Source organism: Arthrobacter sp. 8AJ (assembly GCF_902506025.1).
Lineage (GTDB): Bacteria > Actinomycetota > Actinomycetes > Actinomycetales > Micrococcaceae > Arthrobacter.
This window is the reverse complement of sequence record NZ_LR733289.1, coordinates 1,781,600-1,806,481: the sequence shown is the minus strand read 5'-3', so window position 1 is coordinate 1,806,481 and position 24,882 is coordinate 1,781,600. Positions and strand designations below refer to the sequence as shown.

General features: G+C 67.6%; 21 protein-coding genes and 2 tRNA genes. 5 read left to right on the top strand and 18 right to left on the bottom strand.

All coding sequences use genetic code 11. The features are described 5' to 3' along the window. Nucleotides 1-34 precede the first annotated feature (34 nt). Genes BACI349Y_RS08360 through thiL form a run of 3 tightly spaced genes read right to left on the bottom strand, consistent with a single transcriptional unit; the run spans nt 35 to nt 4,350 of the window. Nucleotides 35-2,305, bottom strand: coding sequence for an ATP-dependent DNA helicase RecG (locus BACI349Y_RS08360; protein WP_159631719.1), 2,271 nt, complete (start codon nt 2,303-2,305; stop codon nt 35-37). Next, a complete protein-coding gene (locus tag BACI349Y_RS08355; protein ID WP_159635397.1) occupies nt 2,295-3,281 on the bottom strand; it encodes a DAK2 domain-containing protein in 987 nt (328 codons plus the stop codon). Before BACI349Y_RS08355 ends, BACI349Y_RS08360 begins: the two co-directional genes overlap by 11 nt. 22 nt (nt 3,282-3,303) lie before the next feature. Next, complete coding sequence (thiL, locus tag BACI349Y_RS08350; RefSeq protein ID WP_159631718.1) at nt 3,304-4,350, bottom strand: thiamine-phosphate kinase; 1,047 nt, start codon at nt 4,348-4,350, stop codon at nt 3,304-3,306. A gap of 69 nt (nt 4,351-4,419) precedes the next feature. On the opposite strand from thiL, the gene BACI349Y_RS08345 reads away from it, so the two are divergent. Next, the gene (locus tag BACI349Y_RS08345; protein WP_159631717.1) at nt 4,420-4,923 is read left to right on the top strand and encodes a DUF3515 domain-containing protein; all 504 of its coding nucleotides are present in this window, start codon (nt 4,420-4,422) and stop codon (nt 4,921-4,923) included. A gap of 131 nt (nt 4,924-5,054) precedes the next feature. On the opposite strand, the gene BACI349Y_RS08340 is transcribed toward BACI349Y_RS08345, so the two are convergent. The 6 genes from BACI349Y_RS08340 to leuC all read right to left on the bottom strand — a co-directional run bounded on the left by BACI349Y_RS08340 (nt 5,055) and on the right by leuC (nt 11,572). Continuing rightward, nucleotides 5,055-6,203 carry a D-alanine--D-alanine ligase family protein gene (locus tag BACI349Y_RS08340; protein WP_159631716.1) on the bottom strand — a complete coding sequence of 383 codons (1,149 nt, stop codon included), beginning with the start codon at nt 6,201-6,203 and terminating at the stop codon, nt 5,055-5,057. A gap of 2 nt (nt 6,204-6,205) precedes the next feature. Continuing rightward, the gene (locus BACI349Y_RS08335) at nt 6,206-7,255 is read right to left on the bottom strand and encodes an NAD(P)H-dependent glycerol-3-phosphate dehydrogenase (RefSeq protein WP_159631715.1); all 1,050 of its coding nucleotides are present in this window, start codon (nt 7,253-7,255) and stop codon (nt 6,206-6,208) included. Further along, entirely contained in the window at nt 7,252-8,022 is a 771-nt protein-coding gene (locus BACI349Y_RS08330) for a lysophospholipid acyltransferase family protein (RefSeq protein ID WP_159631714.1), read from the bottom strand. Before BACI349Y_RS08330 ends, BACI349Y_RS08335 begins: the two co-directional genes overlap by 4 nt. Nucleotides 8,023-8,031: 9 nt before the next feature. Further along, on the bottom strand, nt 8,032-9,357 hold the full coding sequence (murA, locus tag BACI349Y_RS08325; protein WP_026265620.1) for a UDP-N-acetylglucosamine 1-carboxyvinyltransferase: 1,326 nt from the start codon (nt 9,355-9,357) through the stop codon (nt 8,032-8,034). Between the two features lie 148 nt (nt 9,358-9,505). Then, on the bottom strand, nt 9,506-10,108 hold the full coding sequence (leuD, locus tag BACI349Y_RS08320; RefSeq protein WP_159631713.1) for a 3-isopropylmalate dehydratase small subunit: 603 nt from the start codon (nt 10,106-10,108) through the stop codon (nt 9,506-9,508). Between the two features lie 9 nt (nt 10,109-10,117). Beyond that, nucleotides 10,118-11,572 (bottom strand): 3-isopropylmalate dehydratase large subunit, encoded by a 1,455-nt coding sequence (gene leuC, locus BACI349Y_RS08315; RefSeq protein ID WP_159631712.1) that lies wholly within the window; start codon nt 11,570-11,572, stop codon nt 10,118-10,120. 113 nt (nt 11,573-11,685) lie between these two features. On the opposite strand from leuC, the gene BACI349Y_RS08310 reads away from it, so the two are divergent. Continuing rightward, on the top strand, nt 11,686-12,405 hold the full coding sequence (locus BACI349Y_RS08310; RefSeq protein WP_009356552.1) for an IclR family transcriptional regulator: 720 nt from the start codon (nt 11,686-11,688) through the stop codon (nt 12,403-12,405). Nucleotides 12,406-12,464: 59 nt separating this feature from the next. Continuing rightward, entirely contained in the window at nt 12,465-13,010 is a 546-nt protein-coding gene (locus BACI349Y_RS08305) for a DUF1697 domain-containing protein (RefSeq protein WP_159631711.1), read from the top strand. On the opposite strand, the gene BACI349Y_RS08300 is transcribed toward BACI349Y_RS08305, so the two are convergent. From BACI349Y_RS08300 to BACI349Y_RS08285, 4 genes are all read right to left on the bottom strand, one after another. Next, nucleotides 13,007-14,623 carry a GTPase gene (locus tag BACI349Y_RS08300; RefSeq protein ID WP_159631710.1) on the bottom strand — a complete coding sequence of 539 codons (1,617 nt, stop codon included), beginning with the start codon at nt 14,621-14,623 and terminating at the stop codon, nt 13,007-13,009. The two genes, BACI349Y_RS08305 and BACI349Y_RS08300, sit on opposite strands and share 4 nt — an antisense overlap. Then, the gene (locus BACI349Y_RS08295; protein WP_236560768.1) at nt 14,620-16,389 is read right to left on the bottom strand and encodes a dynamin family protein; all 1,770 of its coding nucleotides are present in this window, start codon (nt 16,387-16,389) and stop codon (nt 14,620-14,622) included. Before BACI349Y_RS08295 ends, BACI349Y_RS08300 begins: the two co-directional genes overlap by 4 nt. 348 nt (nt 16,390-16,737) lie before the next feature. Continuing rightward, a tRNA-Glu gene (locus BACI349Y_RS08290) sits at nt 16,738-16,813 on the bottom strand. Nucleotides 16,814-16,941: 128 nt separating this feature from the next. Then, nucleotides 16,942-17,013: transfer RNA gene (locus tag BACI349Y_RS08285), tRNA-Gln, on the bottom strand. A 383-nt stretch (nt 17,014-17,396) separates the two neighbouring features. Here BACI349Y_RS08285 and BACI349Y_RS08280 point away from each other — a divergent pair. Further along, nucleotides 17,397-18,881, top strand: coding sequence for a hypothetical protein (locus tag BACI349Y_RS08280; RefSeq protein WP_236560767.1), 1,485 nt, complete (start codon nt 17,397-17,399; stop codon nt 18,879-18,881). 73 nt (nt 18,882-18,954) lie between these two features. Here BACI349Y_RS08280 and BACI349Y_RS08275 read toward each other — a convergent pair whose 3' ends face one another. Genes BACI349Y_RS08275 through BACI349Y_RS08260 form a run of 4 tightly spaced genes read right to left on the bottom strand, consistent with a single transcriptional unit; the run spans nt 18,955 to nt 22,869 of the window. Continuing rightward, nucleotides 18,955-19,692 carry an HAD family hydrolase gene (locus tag BACI349Y_RS08275; RefSeq protein WP_159631708.1) on the bottom strand — a complete coding sequence of 246 codons (738 nt, stop codon included), beginning with the start codon at nt 19,690-19,692 and terminating at the stop codon, nt 18,955-18,957. Continuing rightward, nucleotides 19,692-21,206 carry a glutamate--tRNA ligase gene (gltX, locus tag BACI349Y_RS08270; RefSeq protein WP_159631707.1) on the bottom strand — a complete coding sequence of 505 codons (1,515 nt, stop codon included), beginning with the start codon at nt 21,204-21,206 and terminating at the stop codon, nt 19,692-19,694. The genes BACI349Y_RS08275 and gltX overlap by 1 nt, the downstream gene beginning before the upstream one ends. A 57-nt stretch (nt 21,207-21,263) precedes the next feature. Next, nucleotides 21,264-22,040 (bottom strand): fumarylacetoacetate hydrolase family protein, encoded by a 777-nt coding sequence (locus BACI349Y_RS08265; protein ID WP_159631706.1) that lies wholly within the window; start codon nt 22,038-22,040, stop codon nt 21,264-21,266. A 10-nt stretch (nt 22,041-22,050) separates the two neighbouring features. Continuing rightward, a complete protein-coding gene (locus BACI349Y_RS08260; RefSeq protein ID WP_159631705.1) occupies nt 22,051-22,869 on the bottom strand; it encodes an MBL fold metallo-hydrolase in 819 nt (272 codons plus the stop codon). Between the two features lie 133 nt (nt 22,870-23,002). On the opposite strand from BACI349Y_RS08260, the gene BACI349Y_RS08255 reads away from it, so the two are divergent. Beyond that, entirely contained in the window at nt 23,003-23,596 is a 594-nt protein-coding gene (locus tag BACI349Y_RS08255; RefSeq protein ID WP_159631704.1) for a hypothetical protein, read from the top strand. A gap of 82 nt (nt 23,597-23,678) precedes the next feature. On the opposite strand, the gene BACI349Y_RS08250 is transcribed toward BACI349Y_RS08255, so the two are convergent. Next, entirely contained in the window at nt 23,679-24,791 is a 1,113-nt protein-coding gene (locus BACI349Y_RS08250) for a branched-chain amino acid aminotransferase (RefSeq protein WP_159631703.1), read from the bottom strand. Nucleotides 24,792-24,882: the final 91 nt, after the last annotated feature.

Sequence of the window (24,882 nt, the reverse complement as noted above, 5' to 3'; positions counted from 1 at the left end):
CCGCGATCCGGCGGCGCCCGGTGCGCCCTCGTTGCTAACCGCGTTCAAGGAACGCCTCCTTCTCGGGGTTGAGGTACTGCTCAATGGCATCGGCGAGGCCGGGGTGGCCGGCCAGCAGCGGGTCACCGCCGACGATTGCCTGGGCGTCGTCCCTGGCCCGGGCTATTACGTCTTCGTGTTCGAGGACCCGCAGCAGCTTCAGGGTGGACCGGCCGCCGGACTGGGAAGCACCAAGGATATCGCCCTCGCGCCGCAGCTTGAGGTCTTCCTGCGACAGGACGAAACCGTCAGTGGTTGCAGCCACGGCCTCCAGCCGCCTCCGACTGGGGTGGCCGGGTTCAAGGGCGGTGACCAACAGGCAGGTTCCGGGCAGCCCGCCGCGGCCCACCCGCCCGCGAAGCTGGTGCAGCTGGGAGATCCCGAACCTGTCGGCGTCCAGGATCACCATCAGGGTGGCGTTGTGCACATCCACTCCCACCTCGATCACCGTGGTGGAGACGAGCAGTTTGATGCGGTTGGCGGTGAACCCGGCCATGGTGTCCGTTTTCACCTCGGGGTCCTGGCGCCCGTGAAGGGGAGCCAGCGGAACCCCCGCCAGTGAGGGCTCAGCCAGCAGGTGGTCCACGACGGCGGTGACGGACGCCAGTTCCCTGGCTTCCTCCGCCTCCACGCCCGGTGGTGCGGCCTCCCCGGGGCTGAAGTCGCCGTCGTCGTCCGTTCCGATCTTGGGACAGACCACGTACACCTGGTGGCCGGCGTCGATCTCCTCCCGGGCGCGCGCCCAGATCCGTGCCGCCCAGGCGGGGTTCTCGGCGAGGCCCACGAGATGGGTGGTGATGGGGGCCCTGCCCTTGGGCAGTTCATCGAGGGTGGAGGTTTCGAGGTCACCGAACACGGTCATTGCCACGGTGCGCGGAATGGGCGTGGCGGTCATGACCAGCAGATGCGGCGGCTTCCGGGCCTTGGCCCGCAGGGCATCGCGCTGTTCCACGCCGAAGCGGTGCTGCTCGTCCACCACGATCAGGCCCAGGTCGTAGAACGAGACGTTGTCGCTGAGGAGCGCGTGGGTGCCGATGATGATCCCGGCCGTCCCTGAGGCCGCATCCAGCATGGCTTGCTTCCGTGCCGCCGTGGACATGGACCCGGTCAACAGGGTGACCTGGACGGACGGCCCGTTGCCTCCGGCCAGGCCGCCCAGGAGTCCTTCGCTGGAGAGCGGACCCAGGGTGCGGCGGATGGAGTCGTAATGCTGGGCTGCGAGCACTTCGGTGGGGGCCAGGAGCGCGGCCTGGCCGCCGGCGTCCACCACCTGGAGCATGGCCCGCAACGCCACGACGGTCTTTCCGGAGCCCACTTCGCCCTGGAGCAGCCGGTTCATCGGCGTGTCCTGCGCCAGCTCCCCGGCGAGGGTCCTGCCGACGGCGGCCTGGCCGGCCGTGAGGGTAAAGGGCAGCGCCTGGTCGAAGGCAGCCAGGATGCCTTCGCCGACAGGGCGCCGGGCGGTGGCTTCCTCCGCGGCGAGCTGGGCCCGGCGCCGGGCAAGCGCTGACTGCAGCACCAGGGCTTCCTGGTAACGGAATCGGTCGCGGGCACGCTTCCAGTCGGCAGCGGTTTCAGGCACGTGGATGAGGCGGTAGGCGTCGGCCACGGGCAGGAAGTTTTCCCTGGCAGCGACCAGCGGGGGCACCGGGTCCGGCACCGCGCCGAGGTCCGAGGTCTCAAGCAGCGTGGCGATCACCTTCTGGATCTTCCAGCTGGGCAACTTGGCCGTGGCGGGATAGACCGGAATGGGCATGGCCGCAAGTTTTTCGGGGTCCTGGCCCCCATCGCTGAAGGGATCCTCGTCCAGGAGCTGGAAGTCCGGGTTGGTGAGCCCAAGCTTCCCTTTGAAGCTGGTAACCCTGCCCGAAAACAGGGCGCGGCGTCCCTGCAGGAGTTCGTTTTTCGCCTTGAACCCGTTGAAGAAGCTGATTTTGAGGGTCCCCGGAACTTTACCGGTGTAATCGCGGCCACCCACCAGACGAAGCCCCTGCTGCCCGTCGTCATCGGAAACGATGACGTCGGTGATGGTCCCGCGGCGTGCCTGCATATGCCGGGTGCTGCTGGACAGAACCCTGGCAATGAGGGTGACGTCCTCATCCAGCGGCAGCTCCGTGATGGGGGTCAGCTCACCGCGGCTCATGTAGCGGCGCGGGAAGTAGTTGAGGAGGCCCTGCACGGTGGCTATGCCGAGATGTTTCTCAATGACTGCCGCCGAACGCTTCCCGATCCGCCGCTCCAGGGCCAGTTCCAGCTCAGCGTTCATGCCCGCCGGTGTTCACCGCATCCGCATCAGGATCCCTGGGCAGCGCCAGTTCGCTGATGGTGATCTGGGAGGGCTCGCCCAGGGACCGGATGATTGCTGCAGCCGGAGCAGCGTCCGGCACGTGCACGTGGACCCGCCACCTGTAGTTTCCTTCCGCGTCCGGCCCGTTGCCAACCTGGCTCATGATCACGGACTCACCAATCTCGTCCAGCCGCTGCCGGAGGGTTGCGGCGTTCAAGGGCGAAAGGCTGATTGTGCACATGACTTCCACGCCGTCGTCGTCCGGCATGGAGGTGTGGATGTGGGGATCGGAGACATCGTAGCCGTGCAGGCCGTCCAGGAGCTCGCCCTGCAGTTCCTGCCCCATGACGGCTGAGCGGAGGCAGTCGAGGATCAACAGCATCCCCACGCCGCCGGCATCCACCACCCGGGCAGACTGGAGTGCATCAAGCTGCTCCTCGGTGTGGATCACGGCAGCCAGGGCTCCCTCCACGGCTGCGTCCAGCGCCAGGCCCAGGGCGTGGTTGCTGTCATCGCCGTCCTGGCCGGCGTCGACGGCCCCAGCCGCACGGGCTGCCGCCTCCATCACCGAAAGCATGGTTCCCGGAACGGGATCACTCAGCGCAGACCAGGCGCGGATCTGGGCACGGTTCAGGGCTGCCGACAGGAGGGTGGACGTCAGCCGGGTGTGCCCGGCCAGTGGCTCGGCGGCTGCGCACAGGAAGACGGAAAAGAGGGTTCCGGAATTTCCCCTGGCCTCCTCCATGGCTGCCTGCCCGGCCTTGGAAAGAACTTCCCCGACGTCCACGGGGGCCGGCTGGTCCGCGTCCAGCACCAGCGACCGGGCGGCAGCGCGGACCGTGAGGTAGAGGTTGGTGCCGGTATCGCCGTCAGCGACCGGGAAGATGTTGATGGCGTTGAGCCGGTCGCTGTGGTTTCCCAGGGCAGTTTCAGCCTTGCCCAGCCACCTCTTCATCGCCAGCGCGTTGGCGGCAACCTTAGTGTGCAAAGTGATCCCATCCCCCGGTGTCCGCGGCCCGGCCAGCTATCAGGACACCCGGGCCTTCGTCGGTGCCGAGTGCATGTATCGAGCCTATCGCAGTGAATCCGGGTGGCAGCTGAACGCCGGCCGGGAATGTGGCCAGCAGCCCGTGGTCCTCCCCTCCGCCCAGGACCCACGGTGCGGCATCTGCTCCCAGCCGCGCCGCTGCGGGGCCCAGCAGGTCCGCCAACTGGGTAAGACGCGCTGGATCGAGTGCCACCGCGACATGGCTGGCCGTGGCCAGCCGCTTCCCGTCGCGCAGGAGTCCGTCCGAGATGTCCAGCATCGCCGTGGCACCTGCAGCGCGCGCTGCCGGGCCGGCTTCCAACGGCGGCCGCGGACGGCACTGCAGGTCGACAAAGGCCTGCTCTGCAGGTGTAAGGGAGTCCAGCGGCACGCCCGATTCGAGCAGGGCCAGGCCCGCCGCCGCGTGGCCGACGGTTCCGGCCAGTGCGAGGATGTCCCCGGGCCGTGCGCCGGACCTGAGGACGGGCCGCCCGCCGTCGAGGGTTCCCAGGACCGCGGCGGTCACCGAAATTTCCCGGCCCCGGCCAAGGTCGCCGCCCGCCACGGAACAGTGGACTGCCCCGAGTTCCCGGATTCCGGCCGTCAGCCCGTCCGCCAGGTCCTCCACCCAGCGGACCGGCGTGTCAACGGGAAGCGTGAGGCTGACCACGATGGACGTGGCATGCGCGCCCATGGCGTTGATGTCGCTAAGATTCTGCGCCGCGGCCTTCCAGCCGACATCGAAACCGGTGGTGCGGTAGCCGTTGGGCCACAGGAGCCGGAAATCCTGGTCCTGGACCTGCGTGTCGATGCTGATAACGGTCTTCCCGTCCGGAGCCGCGACGATGGCGGCATCATCCCCCGGGCCGAGGAGCGTGTTGGAGTTGTGGCCGCCCTCCATGTGCAGGCGCGGAAAGATCCGGGCCAGCAGGTCGGCTTCGGAAAGGCCTGCCACGGTGGGCTGGCGGTCAACGCGGTTACGGAGGTCTTCAGGCACGCCACTACGCTACCGCGCCGGGCCGACATTGTGTCCGGACGGGGACTGCGGCGGCGATAGGCTGGAAGCATGCACCATCCCCAGCTGCCCCTGTCCGCCCGCGCCGCCAGGACCGCGGCGGTTGGGGCCATTGCCGCCCTTTCACTGGCCGCCTGCTCCCCCGCCGTTGATGTCACCGCCGCCAAGGACGCCGCCAACCCGGCGTGTGCGCCCATGATGGTGGCCCTGCCGGATGCCATCGGCGATTCCAAACTGCGGAAGACCAACAGCCAGGCCACCGCCGCCTGGGGCGATCCGTCCCTTGTCATTCTCCGTTGCGGCGTAAACGTTCCGGGGCCGACAACCGACCGCTGCGTCACCGTCAACGGCATTGACTGGGTGATCAAGGAAGGCGACCCCGTGTGGACGCTGACCACCTACGGCAGGGAGCCCGCCACGGAGGTCCTGATGGACCCGGACAAGATCAGCTCCGCGACAGTGCTTGCGGACCTGGCAGCAGCGGCCGGCAAGGTTCCGTCGTCACGGAACTGCGTAGGCCAGGAGGATCTGCAGAACCTGCCCAAGAGCCAGTAACCTGCGGTGGGTGGGCCCACGCCGGCAGGGTTCCCTGGCCGAAGCGGAGCGAGGTTAGGGTGCCGGTGGGTGGGCCCACGCCGGCAGGGTTCCCTGGCCGAAGCGGAGCGAGGTTAGGGTGCCGGTGGGGATCAGCGGAGTCCGGTGTTGCGGTTCAGTGCCAGGTAGATCAGTTCGTCGATGAGGTCGGCGTAGCCCAATCCTGTTGCCGCCCACATCTGGGGGTACATGCTCTTGGGCGTGAAGCCGGGCATGGTGTTGATCTCATTGATGATCAATTCGCCCTCGGGAGTGTAGAAGAAGTCCACCCTGCTGAGCCCCTCGGCCCCAACTGCGTCAAAGGCGGCGGCAGCCAGCTCACGGACCCGGGAAATAGCGTCCGCAGGCATGTCGGCCGGGCAGCTGAGGGCTGCGGCGTCATCCTCGACGTACTTGGCGTTGAAGTCGTAGAACTCGTGGGTGCCCCCGGCGACGGAGATTTCGCCGGGCATCGACGTCCGAGGCGCGTCCGTGCCCCGGCCCTCCAGGACCGCGCACTCGATTTCGCGTCCAACAATGCCGGCTTCGATCACGAGCTTGAGGTCGTGGCGGCGGGCTTCCTCGATGGCGGCGTCCAGCCCCTCGAGGGAGTCGACTTTCGAAATGCCCATCGAGGACCCGGCACGGGCCGGCTTGACGAAGACGGGGAACCCGAGGCGGTCCACCTGCTTGCGCACGGCTTCGGGGTCCTTGCGCCACTGCCGGTCGGTCACCACTACATACGGGCCCACGTGCAGCCCGGCAGCTTCGAAGACCACCTTCATGTAGTGCTTGTCCATGCCGACGGCCGATGCCAGGACCCCGGCGCCGACGTAGCGCGTATCCGAGAGCTCGAGGAGACCCTGGACGGTCCCGTCCTCGCCGAACGGGCCGTGCAGCAGCGGGAAGACCACGTCAACGGCGCCCAGTTCCTGCGGAACCTGGTTGGGCGCGGCCACGATCAGCTGGTGTTCCCCGCCGATCTCGGCCAGGGTGACGGTTTCCGACGACGGCACAACTTCCGGGAGCGATGATGCCGCCAGGGACCATTGGGCCGTCTCGGCGGGGGCGAGAACCCACTGCCCGGTCTTGGCGATCCCGATGGGGATGACCTCGTACTTGTCCTTATTGATGGCACCCAGCACACCTGCCGCCGTGACACAGCTCACGGCGTGCTCGCTGGAACGGCCGCCAAAAAGCACGGCAACGCGCGGCTTCCTGGTGGGGGCCGTTTGGCCTGTGGTGGGTTTGTCTTGGGACATGGTCAGTAATCGCCTTCAGGTTTCAATTCCCGGGACAGCAGAACCGGCCCCAGTTGGTCAACGGACAGCTTGCCTGCCAGCACCGCCACGACGGCGGCAGTAATGGGCATTTCGACGCCGAGTTTGCCGGCAAGTTCATGGACGGCCTGGCCGGACTTGATGCCTTCGGCGGTCTGGGTCATCTTCCGGCCCACCTCTTCCAGCGTCAGGCCCTGTCCCAGCAGCCGGCCGGCGGTGTGGTTCCTGGACAGCGCGGAGGAACACGTTGCCACGAGGTCGCCAAGCCCCGCGAGCCCGGCCATGGTTTTCGCTTCGCCGCCCAGTGCCAGCGCAAGGCGGGATGTTTCCGCAAGTCCCCGGGTAATCACCGAGGCCTTGGTGTTGTCCCCCATCTGCCTGCCCTCGCAGATGCCCACGGCCAGCGCGATGACGTTCTTGACGATCCCGCCAATTTCGACGCCGACGACGTCCGCCGTGGTGTACGGGCGGAAGTAGGGGGCGGTGCAGCTCCTGGCAAGCCAGCCCGCCGTCGCGGAATCCGTGCAGGCCACAACGGACGCGGTGGGTTCCTCACGGGCAATTTCCATGGCGAGGTTGGGGCCTGAGACGACCGCGATGCGTTCCTGCGGCAGGCCCAGTTCCTGGCTGATGACCTCACTCATCCGGGCGTCGGTTCCCAGCTCCAGGCCTTTCATGAGGGAGACGACGACGGCCCCGGGGGCGATCATGTCCTTCCACTCCCGCAGCTGGGGACGCAGCGACTGGGCCGGAACGGCCACCACCACCAGCTCTGCCCCTGCCAGGACCTCGCGGACGTCGGTCGACGCCGTGATGCTTTCCGGCAGGACGATGTCCTTGAGGTAGTCGCTGTTGCGGTGGCTGGTGTTGATCTCTTCCACCACTTCGGCGCGCCTGCCCCACAGCTTGATGGCGCGCGGCGTACCGGTGGCGGTGGCGGCGTCGGCCAGGATCTTCGCGAACGTTGTTCCCCATGATCCTGCACCGAGGACGGCCACAGTGCGGGCCGCTCCCGGCTTTGCGTCAGCAGTCACTGCGCTTCCGTTCCTGCGCCCGGCTGCTGCCCGCGTTCCACGAACCGCCCGTGCTTGGCCTGCTGCTGCTTGGCCGGATCCCAGCGTTCCGCGGGAGGCTGCTCACCGCGCAGGCCCGCCAGGAGCTCCGTGATGGCGTCCATGATCAGTTCCGTGGCCTCGCTCAGTGTGGCCTTGTCCAGGGGACGGCCCTTGAAGGCGCTCAGGTCCACGGGATCGCCCACCACCACGCGGGAACGCTTCCGCGGGAACAGGTGGAACCGCTTGCCGTACCTGGGGAAGACCTCGTGCGCACCCCAGTGGGCGATGGGCACCACCGGGATGCCCCCTTCGAGGGCAAGCCGTGCCGCCCCAGTGTGTCCCGTCATCGGCCAAAGCCCGGGGTCGCGGGTCAGCGTGCCCTCCGGGTAGATGATGATTGCGCCGCCCTCAGCCACAATCTCCTGGGCCACCTGCAGCGACCGGTTCGCTCCCGCCGTCGAACGCTCCACCGGCACCTGCTTGGTGGCGCGCAGGAGCGGGCCCAGGCCGGGCACCTTGAAGAGCCCGGCCTTGGCCAGGAAGTGCGGGGCCCGCTTCTGGTTGTAGAGCATGTGCCCCACCACCAGGGGGTCGATTTCGGTGCAGTGGTTGGGCGCGGCAATGAAGCCGCCTGCGGGAAGCTTCTCCGTGCCTTCCCAGGTTTTGGACATCATGAGGTTCATCAGGGGCCGGACGACGCCGGCGATGAACACAAATGTGGCCCTGCTCTTGGCAGATTCCTTCACAGTCCCGCTCTACTTCGTGGTGGTGATGTCGAAATCGGCACCGAGTCCGGCAAGCTTCTCGGTGAAGCGCTCGTAGCCGCGGTTGATGATGTCGATGCCGGTGACCCGTGAGGTTCCCGTGGCCGCCAGGGCGGCGATCAGGTGGCTGAACCCGCCGCGCAGGTCCGGAACGTCGATGTCGGTTCCCTTGAGCTGGGTGGGGCCGGAAATGACCGCGGAGTGCAGGAAGTTCCGTTGGCCGAAGCGGCACGGGACGCTGCCCAGGCACTCCCGGTGCACCTGGATGCTGGCGCCCATGCGGATGAGCGCGTCCGTAAAGCCGAAGCGGTTCTCGTACACCGTTTCATGGACAATCGAGACGCCCTCGGCCTGGGTGAGTGCCACCACCAGCGGCTGCTGCCAGTCGGTCATGAAGCCGGGGTGGACGTCTGTTTCGAGGACCAGCGGGTTCAGCTTGCCGCCCTTGTGGTAGAACCGGATGCCGTCCTCGCCGATGTCCATTCCGCCGCCCACTTTGCGGTAGGTGTTCAGGAAAGTCATCATGTCGCGCTGGGAGGCACCCTCGACGAAGATGTCGCCGCGGGTCACCAGCGCCGCCGACGCCCAGGACGCCGACTCATTGCGGTCCGAAAGGGCGCGGTGGTTGTAGCCGCCCAGGTCGCGGACGCCTTCGATGCGGATGGTGCGGTCAGTCTGGACGCTGATAATGGCGCCCATCTTCTGCAGCACGGCGATGAGGTCGATAATTTCCGGTTCGGTGGCGGCGCCGGAAAGTTCCGTGATGCCTTCCGCGCGGGTGGCGCTCAGCAGGACCTGCTCCGTGGCCCCCACAGAGGGGTAAGGGAGGGAGATCTTGGCGCCATGAAGGCCTTTGGGCGCCGAGATGTGGATGCCGCCGGGGCGTTTCTCCACCACGGCACCGAACTGGCGCAGGACGTCCAGGTGGTAGTCGATGGGCCGGTCGCCGATCTTGCAGCCGCCCAGGTCCGGGATGAAGGCTTCGCCGATCGCGTGGATCAGCGGCCCGCACAGCAGGATGGGAATGCGGGAGTCGCCGGCGTGGGCGTCGATCGCGGTGCTCGGCGCCGTCTTGGCAGCCTTGGGATCGAGGGTGAGGTCACCGTTGACGGGGTCTTTCTCCACCGTCACGCCATGCAGCTGCAGCAGGGAGGTGACTACCTCGACGTCCTTGATTTCCGGCACGTTCCGCAACACCGAGGGTTCGTTGCCCAGCAGCGCCGCCACCATTGCCTTGGGGACAAGGTTCTTTGCCCCACGGACGCTGACGCGGCCTGTAAGCGGGACACCGCCGCGGATTGTCAGAACACTACTCATATACCGGTTTCCTCACGATCACTAGCCCCCAAAACCTTGCAAAGGCTCCAACCAAGCATAGGAGGTCGCGTTACCGAACCGAAATAAGGGGGCGCCGGCGGCGGGGCGTGGCGGAACGGGCACCCGCCGCCGGATGGCGCACCCCAGGCTAGGAAAGCTTCGCCGGCAGGGTCTTCGGCTTGAAAGCCGGGCGGGTGGCCTCATAGGCCGTGATGTCGGCTTCGTGCTGCAGGGTCAGCCCGATGTCATCCAGGCCTTCCAGGAGCCTCCAGCGGGTGTAGTCATCGATCTCAAAGGGCGCCACGATGTTGCCGCACACCACGGTCTTGGACTCGAGGTCCACCGTGACCTGGGTGCCCGGGGCGTTCTCGAGTTCCTTCCAGATGAGCTCGATGTCGTCCTGGGCCACCTGCGCAGCCAGCAGCCCCTGCTTGCCCGAGTTGCCGCGGAAAATATCCGCGAAGCGGGACGACAGCACGGCCTTGAAGCCGTAGTCCTTCAACGCCCAGACGGCGTGCTCGCGGGAGGAACCGGTACCGAAGTCCGGGCCGGCCACCAGGACCGAACCGGCGTTGTACGGCTCCTGGTTCAGGATGAAGGAGGAGTCCTTCCGCCACGCCGAGAACAGGGCGTCCTCGAAGCCGGTCCGGGTGATGCGCTTGAGGTACACCGCGGGGATGATCTGGTCGGTGTCGACGTTGCTCTGGCGCAGCGGGACGCCAATGCCGGTGTGCTTGGTGAACTTTTCCATGGTGTTGTCCTAGGCTGCGTCGATGCGGATGGCTGCGGGTTCGGGAGCCGGTTCAAGGTCCGACGGCGAGCTGAGCGTGCCGCGCACGGCCGTGGCTGCGGCCACCACCGGCGAGACCAGGTGCGTGCGTCCGCCCTTGCCCTGGCGTCCTTCGAAGTTGCGGTTGGAGGTGGAGGCGCACCGCTCCCCCGGCTCCAGCTGGTCCGGGTTCATGCCCAGGCACATGGAGCAGCCGGCGAAGCGCCATTCGGCACCGAAGTCCTTGAAGACCTTGTCCAGTCCCTCCGCCTCGGCTTCGAGCCGGACGCGGGCCGAGCCGGGCACCACCAGCATGCGGACCTGCGGGTCCTTTTCGCGGCCGCGGATGATGTCCGCGGCAGCGCGCAGGTCCTCGATCCGGGAGTTGGTACAGGAACCGAGGAAGACGGTGTCTACCCTGATGTCCTTCATTGGTGTGCCGGCCTCGAGTCCCATGTACTGCAGGGCGCGCTCGGCGGCAGCCTTGGCGTTCTCGTCGCCGAAGTCCTCGGGGGACGGAACGGCCTGGGACAGGGACACGCCCTGGCCGGGGTTGGTGCCCCAGGTGACGAAGGGCTCCAGCGTGTCGGCGTCCAGGTCCACCTCGACGTCGAAGGTGGCGTCGTCGTCGGTCCGCAGCGTGTTCCAGTACTCGACGGCGGCGTCCCAGTCAGCGCCCTCCGGCGCGTGCGGACGGCCCAGCATGTAGTCGTAGGTGGTCTGGTCGGGTGCCACCATGCCGGCCCTGGCGCCTGCCTCGATGGACATGTTGCAGATGGTCATCCGCGCTTCCATGGACAACGCCCGGATGGCCGAGCCGCGGTATTCCAGCACGTAGCCCTGGCCGCCGCCGGTGCCGATCTTTGCGATCACGGCGAGGATAATGTCCTTGGCGGTAACGCCCGGGCGCAGGGTGCCCTCCACGTTAATGGCCATGGTCTTGAACGGCTTCAGGGACAGGGTCTGGGTGGCCATGACGTGCTCCACCTCGGACGTGCCGATGCCCATGGCCAGCGCGCCGAACGCACCGTGCGTGGAGGTGTGCGAGTCGCCGCAGACCACCGTCATGCCGGGCTGCGTGAGGCCCAGCTGGGGACCTACGACGTGGACGATGCCCTGTTCGGCGTCGCCCAGGCTGTGCAGCCGGACCCCGAACTCCGCGCAGTTGTTGCGCAGGGTCTGGATCTGGGTGCGGCTGGTGAGGTCGGCAATGGGCTTGTCGATATCCAGGGTGGGGGTGTTGTGGTCTTCGGTGGCGATGGTCAGGTCCGGCCGGCGCAGCTTGCGCCCGGCCAGGCGCAGGCCTTCAAAGGCCTGCGGGGACGTGACTTCGTGGACCAGGTGAAGGTCGATGAAGAGAAGGTCAGGCTGGGCGTTGGCACCATCGCCGTCACCTTTGCGCACCACGTGTGCGTCCCAGACTTTCTCGGCCAATGTCTTTCCCATGGCCCTCTCCCTTCACTGCTGTTTGGCTGAATGGTCCAACTGAATCAGGAGGGCTCCACGCCGCGCCACCCGAAAGATTTGCATCTCAGATAATGAGACGGCAATATCATTACATGGACAATTCTAGTGGAGTCGGTGTCATTGATAAAGCGGCCCAGGTGCTCGATGCCCTCGAGGCAGGACCCACCACCCTGGCGCAGCTTGTAGCCGCCACGGGCCTGGCCCGCCCCACTGTCCACCGCCTCGCTTTGGCGCTGGTGCACCACCGGCTCGTCAGCCGCGACATCCAGGGCCGCTTCGTGCTCGGCAGCAGGCTTGTTGAGCTCGCCTCGGCAGCCGGCGAGGACCGCCTGATCGCCTCCGCCGGCCCGGTCCTGATGCAACTGCGCGACGCCACGGGCGAGAGCGCCCAGATCTTCCGCCGCCAGGGCGACTGGCGCGTCTGCGTCGCCTCCGCCGAGCGGCCCATCGGCCTGCGCGACACCATCCCCGTCGGCACCCAATTGTCCATGAAGGCAGGTTCCGCGGCCCAGGTCCTGCTGGCGTGGGAAGACCACGACCGGCTCCTGGAGGGCCTGCAGTCGGCCCGCTTTACGCCCACCGTCCTGGCAGGAGTACGACGACGGGGCTGGGGGCAGAGCCTGGGCGAACGCGAGCCGGGGGTCGCGTCCGTCTCGGCACCGGTGCGGGGTCCGTCCGGCAGGGTGATCGCCGCCGTCTCCATTTCGGGCCCCATCGAACGCCTGACCCGCCAGCCGGGACGCCTCCACGCCGAAGTGGTCTGCAATGCAGGACGCATCCTGACCGAGGCGCTGCGGAAGAACAACGACTAGGCGCAACAGCGAAGCCTTAATTCCACCCCCCGGCTTACCCGCGCCGCTAGGCTGTGCCCATGGGCAGCTACGCAGTGTTCCTCCGCGGCATCAACGTCGGCGGAATCAATATTAAGATGGCGGACCTCCGCGAAGCACTGAAGGATTGCGGCTTCGCAGACGCCAAGACCCTGCTGGCCAGCGGGAACGTGGTGCTCTCCAGCGGCCTTGACGCGGCAGCGGTCAAGCGCGAATGTGAAAAGTGCCTCCGCGCAGCTTTCGGCTACGAGGCCTGGGTTGTGGTCATGGACGCCGGGCGGATTGCCGGGCTGGTCGACGCCTGCCCCTATCCCGGGGACAACAAGTCCACCCATACCTACATCACCCTGTCCTCAGACACGGCCGTGCTTGATGAACTGGAAGCGGCAGGGGCTGCCCTTGAGGGCCACGACCAGGAGCGGCTGGGACCGGAGGCACTTGCCTGGCTGGCCCCGGCCGGCGGAACCCTCGAGAGCCCGTTCAGCAAGATCAGCGCAAAATCGAAATTCAAGGCCGCCACCACCACGCGCAACCTCCGCACCCTCATCAAGGTCCGGGATGCCGCGGCCGCCCTGGCGGCCTCCTAGGCTGCGCCCGCCTTCTTCAGTGCCTTGTTGAAGGCTGCCAGCCGGGCAATTTCCTCCGCCACCGGCGTCACCACCAATTCCTGGGCCGCTGCTGCAACGGCACTGTTGAGCCGCCGTCGTGCCCTTGCCGCCCGCGCCCGGGCAGCTCCTGCCGCAATGAACCGGCCCGTGACGGCCAGGAGGATTCCCAGCGCCAGGCCGAGGGCAATCATCAGGGTGGGCACCGGCCACCCCTCAACGCGCGGCACCTCGGGGACCGGCAGCTGGAGGTAGCCCAGGCCGGCCAGGACGCCGAGCCACCCCAGGCCGCCCACGAGGATCAGCAGTGCCAGCCACTGCACAACGTTGAATGCGCCCCACCACCAGGCCCTGCGGTTGGCACCAAGGTCGGTCCCGGCAATGGCCTGGTCCAGGGCATCGGGCAACCGGTCCCGGCCGGCCCGCGCGGCGTTCCTGATGGCAGCCCGCCAGGGGCCCGGCGCACCCTCGCTGGCCGACTCCGCGAATTCCCGGACCGCGGCATCGGCGCGCGCCCGCCCCGGGGCGCCGGCGGGCGGCAATGAGGTCCTGTTCACGGCGGCGGGAGAGCTGCCGCGCAGGTTGAGCCGCCGCAGCGGGTCTGCCCGGAACCTGGCGAGCCAGCGGGTCACGGGCCAGCCGGTGCGCCGTACGGACTCGAGGCGGTAGGACTGCCCGACGGCCCGCACCACGGCAGGGACGTTGGCCGCCACGGCAAGTTCCTCCGCGAGCTGTGTCCTGGCGGACGAACGGATTCCTGCGGCGTCGCCGTCACCGGAGGCGTGCCGCAGGTCCTCTGCGGCCTTGCTGATGTCCGCTTCCAACCGCCGGGACTGGGCCTGCCGCTGCACGGCCACCTTCCGGATCGCTGCCCGCACCTCCCCAATCCCTTCCCCCGTCAGGGCGGATGAAGCGAGTACGCGCACCTGTCCCAGCCCCTCGCCGGCAAGGATCGCGTGCAGCGAGTCAAGCACCGGCTGCACATCGTGCGCGGGAAGCCGGTCCACCTGGTTGAGGACCACCAGCGTGACGGCCCCGTGGGACGCCAGCGGCGCCAGGAACCCGTTATGGAGCGCCGCATCCGCATATTTCTGCGGATCGAGCACCCACACCAGGACGTCCACCATGCCCACCATGCGCTGCACGATCTCGCGGTTGGCGGCGCGGGTGGAGTCGAAGTCGGGGAGGTCCAGCAGGATCAGCCCGGTCCGTTCGTCCGCGAAGCCCTCCACGGGCGCGGCGGGGTGCCGGTTCCCCACCTCCAGCCAGTCGAGGAGCGCTTCACTGCCCGCCGCTCCCCAAACCCCTGCCAACGGTTCCGATGTGGTGGGCCGGCGAGCGGCCGCCGTCGCGATTTCCGCGCCGCTGACGGCGTTGAAGAGGGACGACTTGCCGCTTCCCGTTGCCCCAAAGAAGCCGACCACTGTGTGGTCACCGGACAAGGAACGGCGGGAACTTGCGCGTTCCAGGACGTCGAACGCTTCCTGCAGCGCCTGGTCCGGCAGGACCCCCTCCCCCAGTTCGCGGGCGTCCTGGAGCGATTGGAGCCGGGCATCCAGCCGCGAGGACTCCCGCGCTCCGCTGTGCCGGCTCACGCGCTCTCCGCCAGCCGCGCCAGTCTTCCGGCCTGCACTGCAAGTGTCTGTGCCAGGTCCGGGTTGTCCGCCGGCAGCCGCTGCAGAAACTTCTGCTGCTCGTCCATCAGCAGCTGCCGGCAGCGCACGGCCAGGTCCTCGCGCGCCTTGTCCGCCATCCGGCGCACGGCGTCCTCGCCGAACACAGCCTCCAGCAGGCGCTGGCCCACGACGGCGGTGCCACCGGCCACACCGATCTCCAGTCCCGTAAGCCCCGCCGTCATCGAAAACACCACGATCATCAGCGCGGCACCGAGGCCGTTGATGCCGAACGACAACCAGCGCGCCTGGGTGCGTTTGCCCTGGCCCTCGGTGCGGATCAGCTCCATCAATGCTTCCTGCCAGGCCCGGATCTCCGCAGCCGCCCGGTCAGCGAACCCGGGCGCCGTCCCTGACAGGTCGTCCGCGGCCAGCAGTTGCCGGCCGGCCGGGTCCGAGCGCCACCGCTGGTCGGTGTCTTCGGCAGCATTGGCTGCCTCGTCGACAATGACTGCCTGCAGGCCGGTTTCGATGGCCGCTTCCACCCGCACGGCCGGCGCGGGTTCGCCACGGAAGAATGCCCCCATCCGGTCCCTGAACCGGCCCACGTTCTGCTCCAGCGTGCGGAAGAATTCGCCGGTGCCCACGAAGTCCTGCCAGCGGGCCAGCACCTCGCCCCGCAGCAGGGCTCCGTCGCGGGTGGCGTCCAGGATCCGGGTGGCCGCATTTTCATAAGCCGCCACGGCGTCGGATTCGAGCCGGGCAGCTGCCTGTTCCTGTGCACGCACAGATTCGGCGAGGTCCGCAATCCGCTGGGCCAACGCACGGACCGTCCCGTTCAGCGTTCGGCGTGCCACGTCGGCCCGCCCCGCGGCATCGGACGCCAGCGACGCCAGCCACTCCCGCAACTCGTCCACGGCCCCGGCGGGCAGCATGCCGTGACTATCCAGCACTGTTTCGGCGATGATGAACAGGCGGCTTCCGGCCAGGCCTTCGCGGTCCAGCAGGCCACGGAGGTCCTGGCTCACCTCCGCTTCGGCGCCCTGCGGCACCCGGTCCAGCACCACCGCCACCGTAATGTCCCGGGAAGCGGCATCCAGGAGGAGCTTCCAGGGGACGGCGTCGGCATACCGGTTTGCAGTGGTGACAAACACCCAGAGGTCGGCGGCGGCCAGCAGCTGTCCGGCCAGGAGTCGGTTCTGGTCTGAGATCGAGTCGACGTCGGGCGCATCGAGGAGGGCGATGCCGGCAGGTACTGCCGCATCAGCCACCAGGACCAGGGAATCGGTGGCAGCGGCCGGCTCCCCCGCGTGGCCAGTGGGCGCCGGACTGGCAGCCAGGGTTCCCCGGATCCGGCTTAGCCCCGGCAGGACGCGCTGGCCCTCAAACCAGGCAGCTTCGGCGGGGTTGTGCAGCAGGATTGGCTGGCGGGTGGTGGGCCGGATGGCTCCCGCGCGGGTTACCGGGTGCCCCACGAGTCCGTTCACGAGGGTGGATTTGCCCGCGCCCGTGGAACCGCCGACGACGGCAAGCAGGGGTGCATCCAGGCTGCGGTACCGGGGAAGGATGTAGTCGTCCAGCTGGGCCCTTGCGGCTGCGGCGCCGCGCCGCGCCTGGTCTGCACCCGGCAGGGCCAGCGGCAGCGTGACATCGTCCAGCCCACTGCGGATTTCCTCCAGCAGCGTCACCGCCGCCAAGGATTGCGGTGGCGACTGGGCTGGGCGGCCGTGCTCGTCATGGGTGGTCACAGCAACATCATGCCAGTTGAGTCGTCGAGGAGAGCGGCCGCGGCGCGTCCGCAAGCCCGGATATACCGCGGCGGCAGGCATGAAGCTTTCCGTACCCATGACTGGAAGTGATGGGGCGTTCCCAAAAACACGCCAGGACGTGATGGGGCGTTCCCAAAAACACGGCAAGACGTGATGGGGCGTTCCCAAAAACACGGCAAGACGTGATGGGGCGTTCCCAAAAACACGGCAAGACGTGATGGGGCGTTCCCAAAAACACGGCGGGACGTGATGGGGCGTCTGGGCCGGCAGCCTCTGTTGTCGGGATAACAAAAATGGTCCCGGGCTGTTGCCCGGGACCATTTCCGATGGTGACCCCAGCGGGATTCGAACCCGCGTTACCGCCGTGAGAGGGCGGCGTACTAGGCCGCTATACGATGGGGCCGTGTACTTCCGGCAGCGTTTCCGCTGCTCAAGCTCAGTGAGTATTTCACACACTTTGCCGTGGTTTCAAATCGGCGAACCGAGTGGAAACCTTCTGTTTTGCGGCTGAAATCAGCACTCAAACCAGAGCTGGGATACCAGGACTCGAACCTAGAATGACGGTACCAGAAACCGTAGTGTTGCCAATTACACCATATCCCAATGGCACTTTCGGGCCGGATTTCAGGGCGTTTTCCCTGCTCCGTGCGCCTCAGCACGAGAAATTACTTTACCCGAGACTTTCGGCTCGCACAAATCGAGAGTCGGCCGGCCCTGGAACCCGGAGTGAACCGGTCGCTCCAAACCCCTTGCCCACCTTCCGGTCATATGGTTACCCTCGAGTAAGTTACCCATCAGTAACAACCTCCCTGCCCCTTCTTGTGGGGACCCACGAGGAAAACGGGAACGCCTTACCAGCCACGGTTTTTCGCCCCCGGGCAGCGTCGTCCGGCGGAAGTTAGGAAGTGTCAGCGTTGACAACCCGCACAGCAACCATTGCCGCAGCCAGGCCCAGACCCCGGTCACAATCCATCGCAATCATCGCTTTGTCCCTCTTGCTCACCCTGTTCCTTGCGTTCTACACCTACCTCACCGGCCAGATCTCCAACGGTGCCGCCCAGCTCATGGACGGTGCCGGGCAGGCGGCGGCGGGGGCGTCGCAACTCAAGGACGGCTCCGGGCAGCTGGCCACCGGGGCGGGCGCAGCGAGCAAGGGCGCAGTCCAGGTCAAAGACGGCTCGGTCAAGGTCAAGGACGGAAGCGCCGAGCTTAATACCGGGGCTGCAGCCCTGCAGGCGGGTGCCGGGAAGATCTTCTCCGGAGTCCGCGACCAGCTGGCGCCCGGGGTAGACAAGCTGCATGCCGGCACCACCAAACTGCAGAATGACGTCCTGAACAAACTCGTTCCCGGCGTCTATCAGGTGGATGACGGCGCCCGAAAGCTTCAGGCCGGCGCCGTCGCCCTGTCCGCGGCGCTGACTCCCACTGCTGCCGGAAACGCGCCGAACAACCTGGCCGACGGTGCGGGACAGCTGGCGGCGGGCACGGGCCGGCTCGCCGCAGGCGCCGGTCAGCTCGACGCCGGCGCCACCAGCTTGAGCGCAGGGACAGCGGCGCTGAAGAACGGAACGGCGCAGCTGAAGGGCTACCCGGGCGCGGGGAACGATCCGGCCAAGGGAGACGGGCTCGCAGCGCTCAGCCAGGGCCTGGACCAGCTTGAAGCGGCTGCGAACGGGCCCCAGGGCCTGGTTCCCCTGGCCGTCATCAAGGACCAGATCGCCAAGTTGGCGGACGGCGGACGGCGCGCCTACGCGGGAGCGGGGCAGCTCGATGCGGGAGCAGCAAAGCTGAACGACGGCGCCGGGCAGCTCAAGGCCGGAACCGGCAGCTTGACCACGGGAGCCGCCCAGCTGGATGAAGGGGCCGGCCGGCTGAAGGCAGGCTTCGCCACGCTGGCCGGAAAGCTCAATGCGACGGACCCGCAAAATCCGGGCGTGGTACTGGGCACCTCCATGCTGGCCGAGGGCACGGCCAAGATCAGGGTGGGAATGGACGGCGTCCCCGGCAACCCGGACAGCCCCGGGCTGATTTACGCGGCGAACAACCTCCAGGACGGCACCACCAAACTCAGCGCCGGAATCAACGGCGGCGAAGATCCCGCCAACCCGGGCCTGCTGGCCGGAACCGAGGCGTTGTCGGACGGAACAGTGGCCCTGAGCCGCGGCACAGGCCAGCTGCAGGCCGGATCCGCCCAGCTCGCCGACGGAACAGGCCAGCTCGCGGACGGCAACGGCAAGCTGGACGACGGCTCGGTCAAACTCGCCGACGGTGCGGGCAAGCTGGCGGACGGCAACGCGAAAATAGCGGCCGGCACGCAGGAGCTGCACTCGAAGGTGGCCGCTGTCTCGCCGTCGTCGTGGCTGGACAACCCTGCAGTCGCACTTGTGGTGGTGGCGCTGCTGGTGGCTGCCGCCGTCGGGGCCTACCTGGTCCTCCGCAGGCGTTCCCTGCGGCCGGAAGCTGCGGCCTGACACCTGGAGCACTTTCGCCGACACAGCGGCCGCCGCCCCTCAAGAAGGGGCAGCGGCCGCTGTGGCCGGAAGCTTATCCCAGCAGCTGGTCCAGGGACGCGACCATGCCGCCATTGAAGTCCTCCACGACCTCCCCCACGCGGTTGAGCCACACACCCACCAGGCCCGCCGCCGTCGAGCCCTCTGCATCCAGCAGCCGGTTGTCGCCTACATACAGCGTTTCGGCAGGGCCAGTGCCCAGGAGCCTGACGCCTTCGAGGTACATCGCCGGATGCGGCTTGGCGACGCCCAGGGTGTCGGTGCCCACGAGGTGGGTGATCCGCTCCAGCCCGGCGCCGTCCAGCTTGGCCCGCTGGTAGTCGTGGACGTTGTTGCTCACGGCGCCATACGGGATGCCCGCCTGGTCCAGGGCATCGAGCAGGGGCAGCACATCGGGAAACGGCTTCACATAAGCGGGCTGCTTCTCCATGTAGGCGCTCAACCACTGGTGTGATTCCTCGCCGTCGGCCAGTTCCACGCCGAAGTGCCCCAGCGCCGCCCTTCCCCGGAGCAGGCGCTGTTCGTTGAACGTCAGCTCACCTGCAAGGTAGCGGTCGTAGTAATGCGTGGTTTCGTGCGTGAAGATGCGCCCGAACCGCTCCCATCCGGCCTGGTCCAGGCCGGGCAGGAGGTGTTCACTGACCTCGCGCAGGGCGGTGGTCATTGAATATTCGAGGTCCACCAGGGTGTCGTCGATATCGAACAGGACACCCCGGACAGCGCCGAATGGTGTCTGCAACATGCCGGCGGGTGCCTGGCTGGGGGCGGTCATCAGCCGCGGAAGGCTTGGAGCCGGCGCAGGGACGACTCTTTACCCAGGATCACCATGGACTCGAACAGGGGCGGCGACACGCGGCGGCCGGAAACCGCCGTGCGGACCGGACCGAAGGCGAGCCGCGGCTTGATGCCCATGTCTTCCACCAGGGCCTGCTTGAGGGCAGCCTGGATGTTCTCCGCCGTCCAGTCCGCCACGGGCTCCAGGGCGGCGATGGCAGCGTCCAGGACCTCGGGAAGGTTGGCGGGGAGGCCCTTGCGGGCGTCATCGGCAACGTCGACGGCGTCTTCTGCCTTGAACAGGAATGCCAGCATCTCGGGTGCTTCGCCCAGCAACGTGATGCGCTCCTGGATCAGGGGTGCCGCTTCGGTGAGGATCTCCTCCTCGCGGTCGGTCAGGATCTCCCCCACCAGGCCCGCCTCGCGCAGGTAGTGCGCCACCCGGTCGCGGAAGACCTTGGGTTCGAGCATCCGGACGTGGGTGCCGTTGATGGCCTCCGCCTTCTTCAGGTCGAAGCGCGCGGGGTTGCCCAGGACGTCGTGGATGTCGAAGTGCTCCACGAGCTGCTCCACCGTGAAGATGTCCTCGTCTGCACTGAGGGACCAGCCCAGCAGGGACAGGTAATTGAGCAGCCCTTCCGGAATGAAGCCCCGCTCGCGGTGCAGGAAGAGGCTGGACTCGGGGTCCCGCTTGGACAGCTTCTTGTTGCCCTGGCCCATGACGTAGGGCAGGTGTCCGAACTCCGGCATGTACTCGGCAACACCGATGGCGTAGAGGGCCCGGTACAGGGCAACCTGCCGGGGCGTGGAGCTGAGCAGGTCCTCCCCGCGCAGCACGTGCGTGATGCCCATCAGTGCGTCGTCCACGGGGTTGACCAGGGTGTACAGCGGCGCACCGTTGGCCCGTACCACGGCGAAGTCGGGGACCGACCCGGCCTTGAAGGTGATGTCGCCCCGGACCAGGTCGGTGAACGTGATGTCCTCGTCCGGCATCCGCAGGCGGAGCACAGCCTGCCGGCCTTCCGCCCGGTACTGCGCCAGCTGCTCATCGGTCAGGTGCCGGTCAAAGCCGTCGTAACCGAGCTTCGGGTCGCGGCCTGCGGCGCGGTGGCGGGCCTCGATCTCTTCCGGGGTGGAGAAGGACTCATAGATGAATCCGCCTTCATGCAGCCGCTTGATGACATCCTGGTAGATGTCGCCGCGCTGGGACTGCCGGTACGGCTGGTGCGGGCCGCCCACCTCCACGCCCTCGTCCCAGTCGATGCCCAGCCACTTCAGCGCATCCAGCAGCTGGTGGTAGCTTTCCTCGCTGTCCCGAGCCGCATCCGTGTCCTCGATCCGGAAGACCAGCGTGCCCTTGGTGTGGCGCGCGTAGGCCCAGTTGAACAGGGCCGTCCGGATCAGTCCCACGTGCGGGGTGCCCGTGGGCGAGGGGCAGAAACGGACCCGCACGGGCGTTTCCGCGGTGACGGGGGGAATGGAGGCGGCAGGTGACGAAGAAGCGATACTCATAGTGGCTTCAACTTTACCCGCCCGGCCGCATGCCGCCTCCCGCCCTGCGGGCCGGTGCTAGCGGCGGACGATGGGGTTGGACAGCCGGCCGATGCCTTCGATTTCCACCTCGAAGCGGTCGCCCTCCTTGACCAGCCCCACGCCGGCAGGGGTACCGGTCATGATGACGTCGCCGGGCAGCAGGGTGAACGCCTGGGACACCACGGAGACCAGTTCGCGCACGCCCCGGATCATCTGGCTGGTGCTGCCGTCCTGGCGCACCTCGCCGTTCAGGCGGCCCTGGATCTGCAGGTCCTCCGTGTCCAGGTCGGTTTCGATCCAGGGGCCCAGCGGCGCTGAGGTGTCGAAGCCTTTGGCGCGGGTCCACTGCAGGTCGGTTTTCTGGACGTCGCGGGCCGTGAGGTCGTTGCCGCAGGTGTACCCGAAAATTACGTCGTCCACGCGGTCTTCCGGCACGTCCTTGCAGATGCGGCCAATGACCACGCAGAGTTCGGCTTCGAAGGAGACTTCCTCGGAGAACTCCGGCAGCACGACGGGGTCATTGGGGCCTACGACGGCGGTATTGGGCTTCAGGAACAGCAGCGGCTGGGCGGGGACCTCGTTGCCGAGTTCGTGGGCGTGCGCCACGAAGTTGCGTCCCACACCGATCACTTTGCTGCGGGGAATGATGGGTGCAAGCAGCCGGACGTCCTCCAGCTTGTGGCGCACGGAGGTGCGCTCCACGCCGTTGAAGAAGGGGTCGCCGTGGATGACAGTGATTTCCTCACTGCCGGGGGCACCTTCCACAACGCCGTACAGGGGATCGGAATCGACGACAAACCTGGCAATACGCATGGCTCCTACCCTACCGTCCCGGCGGCGCCGCCTGCCCTTCCCTGCCGCCGCGCAGGTACGAGAGCTGGGCGGCCACGGACAGTTCGGCGGCGCGCCGGACGGAAGGTCCGACGCCGGCATAGACGGCGTCCGCCACCTCACCCACAGTTGCGTCCCGGCCCAGCCGGGTCAGTGCCGCGCGGATTTGCGCCAGCCGTTCCTCCCGGTGCGTCCGGTAGTCGCGGGCCGCAGACTCCAGGGACGGCAGCACCGGGCCGTGCGCAGGCAGTACCGTGGCGGGTCCCAGGGCCTCGAGCAGGTCCAGGGACGCGAGGTAATCGCCCAGCTTCCCGTCGGGATAGTCCAGCACGGTGGTCCCCCGGCCAAGGATGGTGTCCCCCGTCAGCACCGATCCGTTCTGCCCGTCCGCCGGCAGGTGGAAGCAGGCGGAGTCGGAGGTGTGGCCAGGTGTGGCCATCACTGCGATCTCCAGCCCTGCCACCCGGATAACTTCCCCGGACGCCAGGGGTTCTCCCCCGCCATGGCAGTGGTTGGCATCCATGGCGCGGACTGGTGCGCCCGTCAGCTCGTGCAGGCGCGCGGACCCGGCAGTGTGGTCGGCGTGCCGGTGGGTCACCAGGATCAGCTCCACGGTGCCAACGCCGGCCAGTGCGGCCAGGTGCGTTTCATCCTCCGGTCCGGGATCCACCACCACCACGGCAGAATGCGCGGGCGCGCGCAGGACGTAGGAGTTGGTGCCGTCCAGGCTCATGGGACCCGGGTTGGGGGCAAGGAAGAATTGCGTGAGTGCGCTGCTCCGCTGCAGGACCGGGCCGGGATTGAAAGTCACGGACCCATCCTTGCATCCATGGCCACCCCTCCCCCAGCGTGGCCCCTGCGCGCCGGCGGAATAAGAGGGCGCCGGCTGCGGGTTGGCACCAGTGACAGCACCACGATCTCCATCAGGAAGCCGGATCCCGCCCATGAGCACAGCATCACTCGCAGACCTTCTCGCCCAGGCGGACGCCGACGGACACGACCACTCGGCCACCGAAAAAGCCACCGGCCTGCTGCACGTCCACAACCACGCCACGGGCAGCATCGTCTGGTTCCCGACGTGGCGGAAGTTCCGTGAAACCACGGACTGGTCGGAGGCCGTCGCCGGCATCGCCGCGGAACTGGCCGATGCCTCCGCTCCCGCGGACCAGGCCGGCTCGGCGCTGCTGGCGGCGGATCTGGAGACGCTACTGGAAGCGGCCTCCCAGTCAAGCGATGCGAACGTGTTCGTCCAGGAGAACCTCACCCGGCACCTGACCAGGACCTGGGCTGTGGGCGATGCCGTGACGAAGGCCACCAACAAGGACCCGTTCACCAGCGGCCCCACCCCCGCCGTCTTCGCCGGCTACCCGTACGACGTCTATGCCCAGGACGGTGGCGTGTTTGCCACGGCCCTCTGGAACGACCTTATCGACGCACGGCGCAACCGTGCTTTGGCGGAGGAAGCGGCCCGCAAAGCACTGAAACCGGTCTCCCGCAAAGCCATGAAGAACGCGGCCCGGAAGGCAGCACACCGCTGACCAACCCGCCGCCGGCTGAAACGCAGAACGGCGCCTGACGGACCAAAGTCCGGCAGGCGCCGTCGTACGTTGAAGTTTGAAACTATGCCAGGCGGGTGAGCCAGCCGTGGGTATCCGGCTCGGCGCCGGTCTGGATGCCCAGGAGCTTCTCCCGGATGGCCATGGTGACCTCGCCCGCCTTGGCGTCCTCGGAACCGATGAACTCGGTATCGTCCTTGAGGACCCCGATGGGAGTGATCACAGCTGCGGTACCGCAGGCGAAGACCTCGGTGATCTCACCGGACGCCACGCCGTCGCGCCACTCGTCCAGGGTGATCTTGCGCTCGGCAACCTCGCGGCCCATGTCCTTGGCCACCTGCATGACGGACATGCGGGTGACACCTTCCAGGATGGTGCCGGTCAGCGCGGGAGTGGCCAGGGAGCCGTCCTTCATGACGAAGAACACGTTCATGCCGCCCAGCTCTTCCACGGCGTTGTCGTTGGCCTGGTCCAGGAACAGCACCTGCTTGCAGCCGTTGGCTTCGGCCTCCTGCTGCGCGATCAGGGAGGCAGCGTAGTTGCCGCCGCACTTGGCGTCGCCGGTGCCGCCGCGGCCTGCCCGGGCGTACTGGCGCGAGATCCAGATGGAGACCGGCTTGAGTTCGCCGCCGAAGTAGTTGCCGGCCGGCGATGCGATCACGCGGAAGGACACTTCACGGGCTGCCCGGACACCCAGGAAAGCCTCGGTGGCGATCATGAAGGGCCGCAGGTAGAGGGCTTCGCCGTCGCCGGAGGGCACCCATTCCTTGTCCACGGCCACCAGCTCACGGATCGCGCCAAGGAAGTATTCGGCCGGCAGCTCGGGCAGTGCAAGCCGGCGGGCGGACTTGTTCAGGCGTGCCGCGTTGGCTTCGGGACGGAAGGTCCAGACGGAGCCGTCCGCGTGCCGGTAGGCCTTTAACCCTTCGAAAATCTCCTGGCCGTAGTGGAAGACCGCGGCGGACGGGTCGAGCACGATCGGACCGTAGGGTTCGATCCGGGCGTCGTGCCAGCCGCCGTTGCCGTCCGCGTCCACGCTGTAGTCGACGATGGCGGTGTGGTCGGTGAAGTAGTTGCCGAATCCCGGGTTTGCCAGGATGGCTGCACGCTCCTCGGCGGACTTCGGGTTCTCCGAGGGCTGCCGGGTGAATTCGACGCCATGGGCGGTCTGAGTCATGGTTCCTCCACGATCGGCCGCCCGGGGTTCAGCGCTGAACGGGAAGGCGGCATTTGGTGATTCGAGTAAAGCTTACGCCCGATGCCGGCGG

Bases quoted from the DNA above. Each gene is read 5' to 3' on its own strand.
- gltX (WP_159631707.1), bottom strand. From the start codon at position 21,206: ATGAGTATCGCTTCTTCGTCACCTGCCGCCTCCATTCCCCCCGTCACC.
- BACI349Y_RS08305 (WP_159631711.1), top strand. From the start codon at position 12,465: ATGGGCAGCTACGCAGTGTTCCTCCGCGGCATCAACGTCGGCGGAATC.
- leuD (WP_159631713.1), bottom strand. From the start codon at position 10,108: ATGGAAAAGTTCACCAAGCACACCGGCATTGGCGTCCCGCTGCGCCAG.
- BACI349Y_RS08345 (WP_159631717.1), top strand. From the start codon at position 4,420: ATGCACCATCCCCAGCTGCCCCTGTCCGCCCGCGCCGCCAGGACCGCG.
- murA (WP_026265620.1), bottom strand. From the start codon at position 9,357: ATGAGTAGTGTTCTGACAATCCGCGGCGGTGTCCCGCTTACAGGCCGC.
- leuC (WP_159631712.1), bottom strand. From the start codon at position 11,572: ATGGGAAAGACATTGGCCGAGAAAGTCTGGGACGCACACGTGGTGCGC.
- BACI349Y_RS08340 (WP_159631716.1), bottom strand. From the start codon at position 6,203: ATGTCCCAAGACAAACCCACCACAGGCCAAACGGCCCCCACCAGGAAG.
- BACI349Y_RS08355 (WP_159635397.1), bottom strand. From the start codon at position 3,281: ATGAAGAGGTGGCTGGGCAAGGCTGAAACTGCCCTGGGAAACCACAGC.
- BACI349Y_RS08255 (WP_159631704.1), top strand. From the start codon at position 23,003: ATGAGCACAGCATCACTCGCAGACCTTCTCGCCCAGGCGGACGCCGAC.
- BACI349Y_RS08275 (WP_159631708.1), bottom strand. From the start codon at position 19,692: ATGACCGCCCCCAGCCAGGCACCCGCCGGCATGTTGCAGACACCATTC.
- BACI349Y_RS08250 (WP_159631703.1), bottom strand. From the start codon at position 24,791: ATGACTCAGACCGCCCATGGCGTCGAATTCACCCGGCAGCCCTCGGAG.
- BACI349Y_RS08265 (WP_159631706.1), bottom strand. From the start codon at position 22,040: ATGCGTATTGCCAGGTTTGTCGTCGATTCCGATCCCCTGTACGGCGTT.
- BACI349Y_RS08310 (WP_009356552.1), top strand. From the start codon at position 11,686: ATGGACAATTCTAGTGGAGTCGGTGTCATTGATAAAGCGGCCCAGGTG.
- BACI349Y_RS08360 (WP_159631719.1), bottom strand. From the start codon at position 2,305: ATGAACGCTGAGCTGGAACTGGCCCTGGAGCGGCGGATCGGGAAGCGT.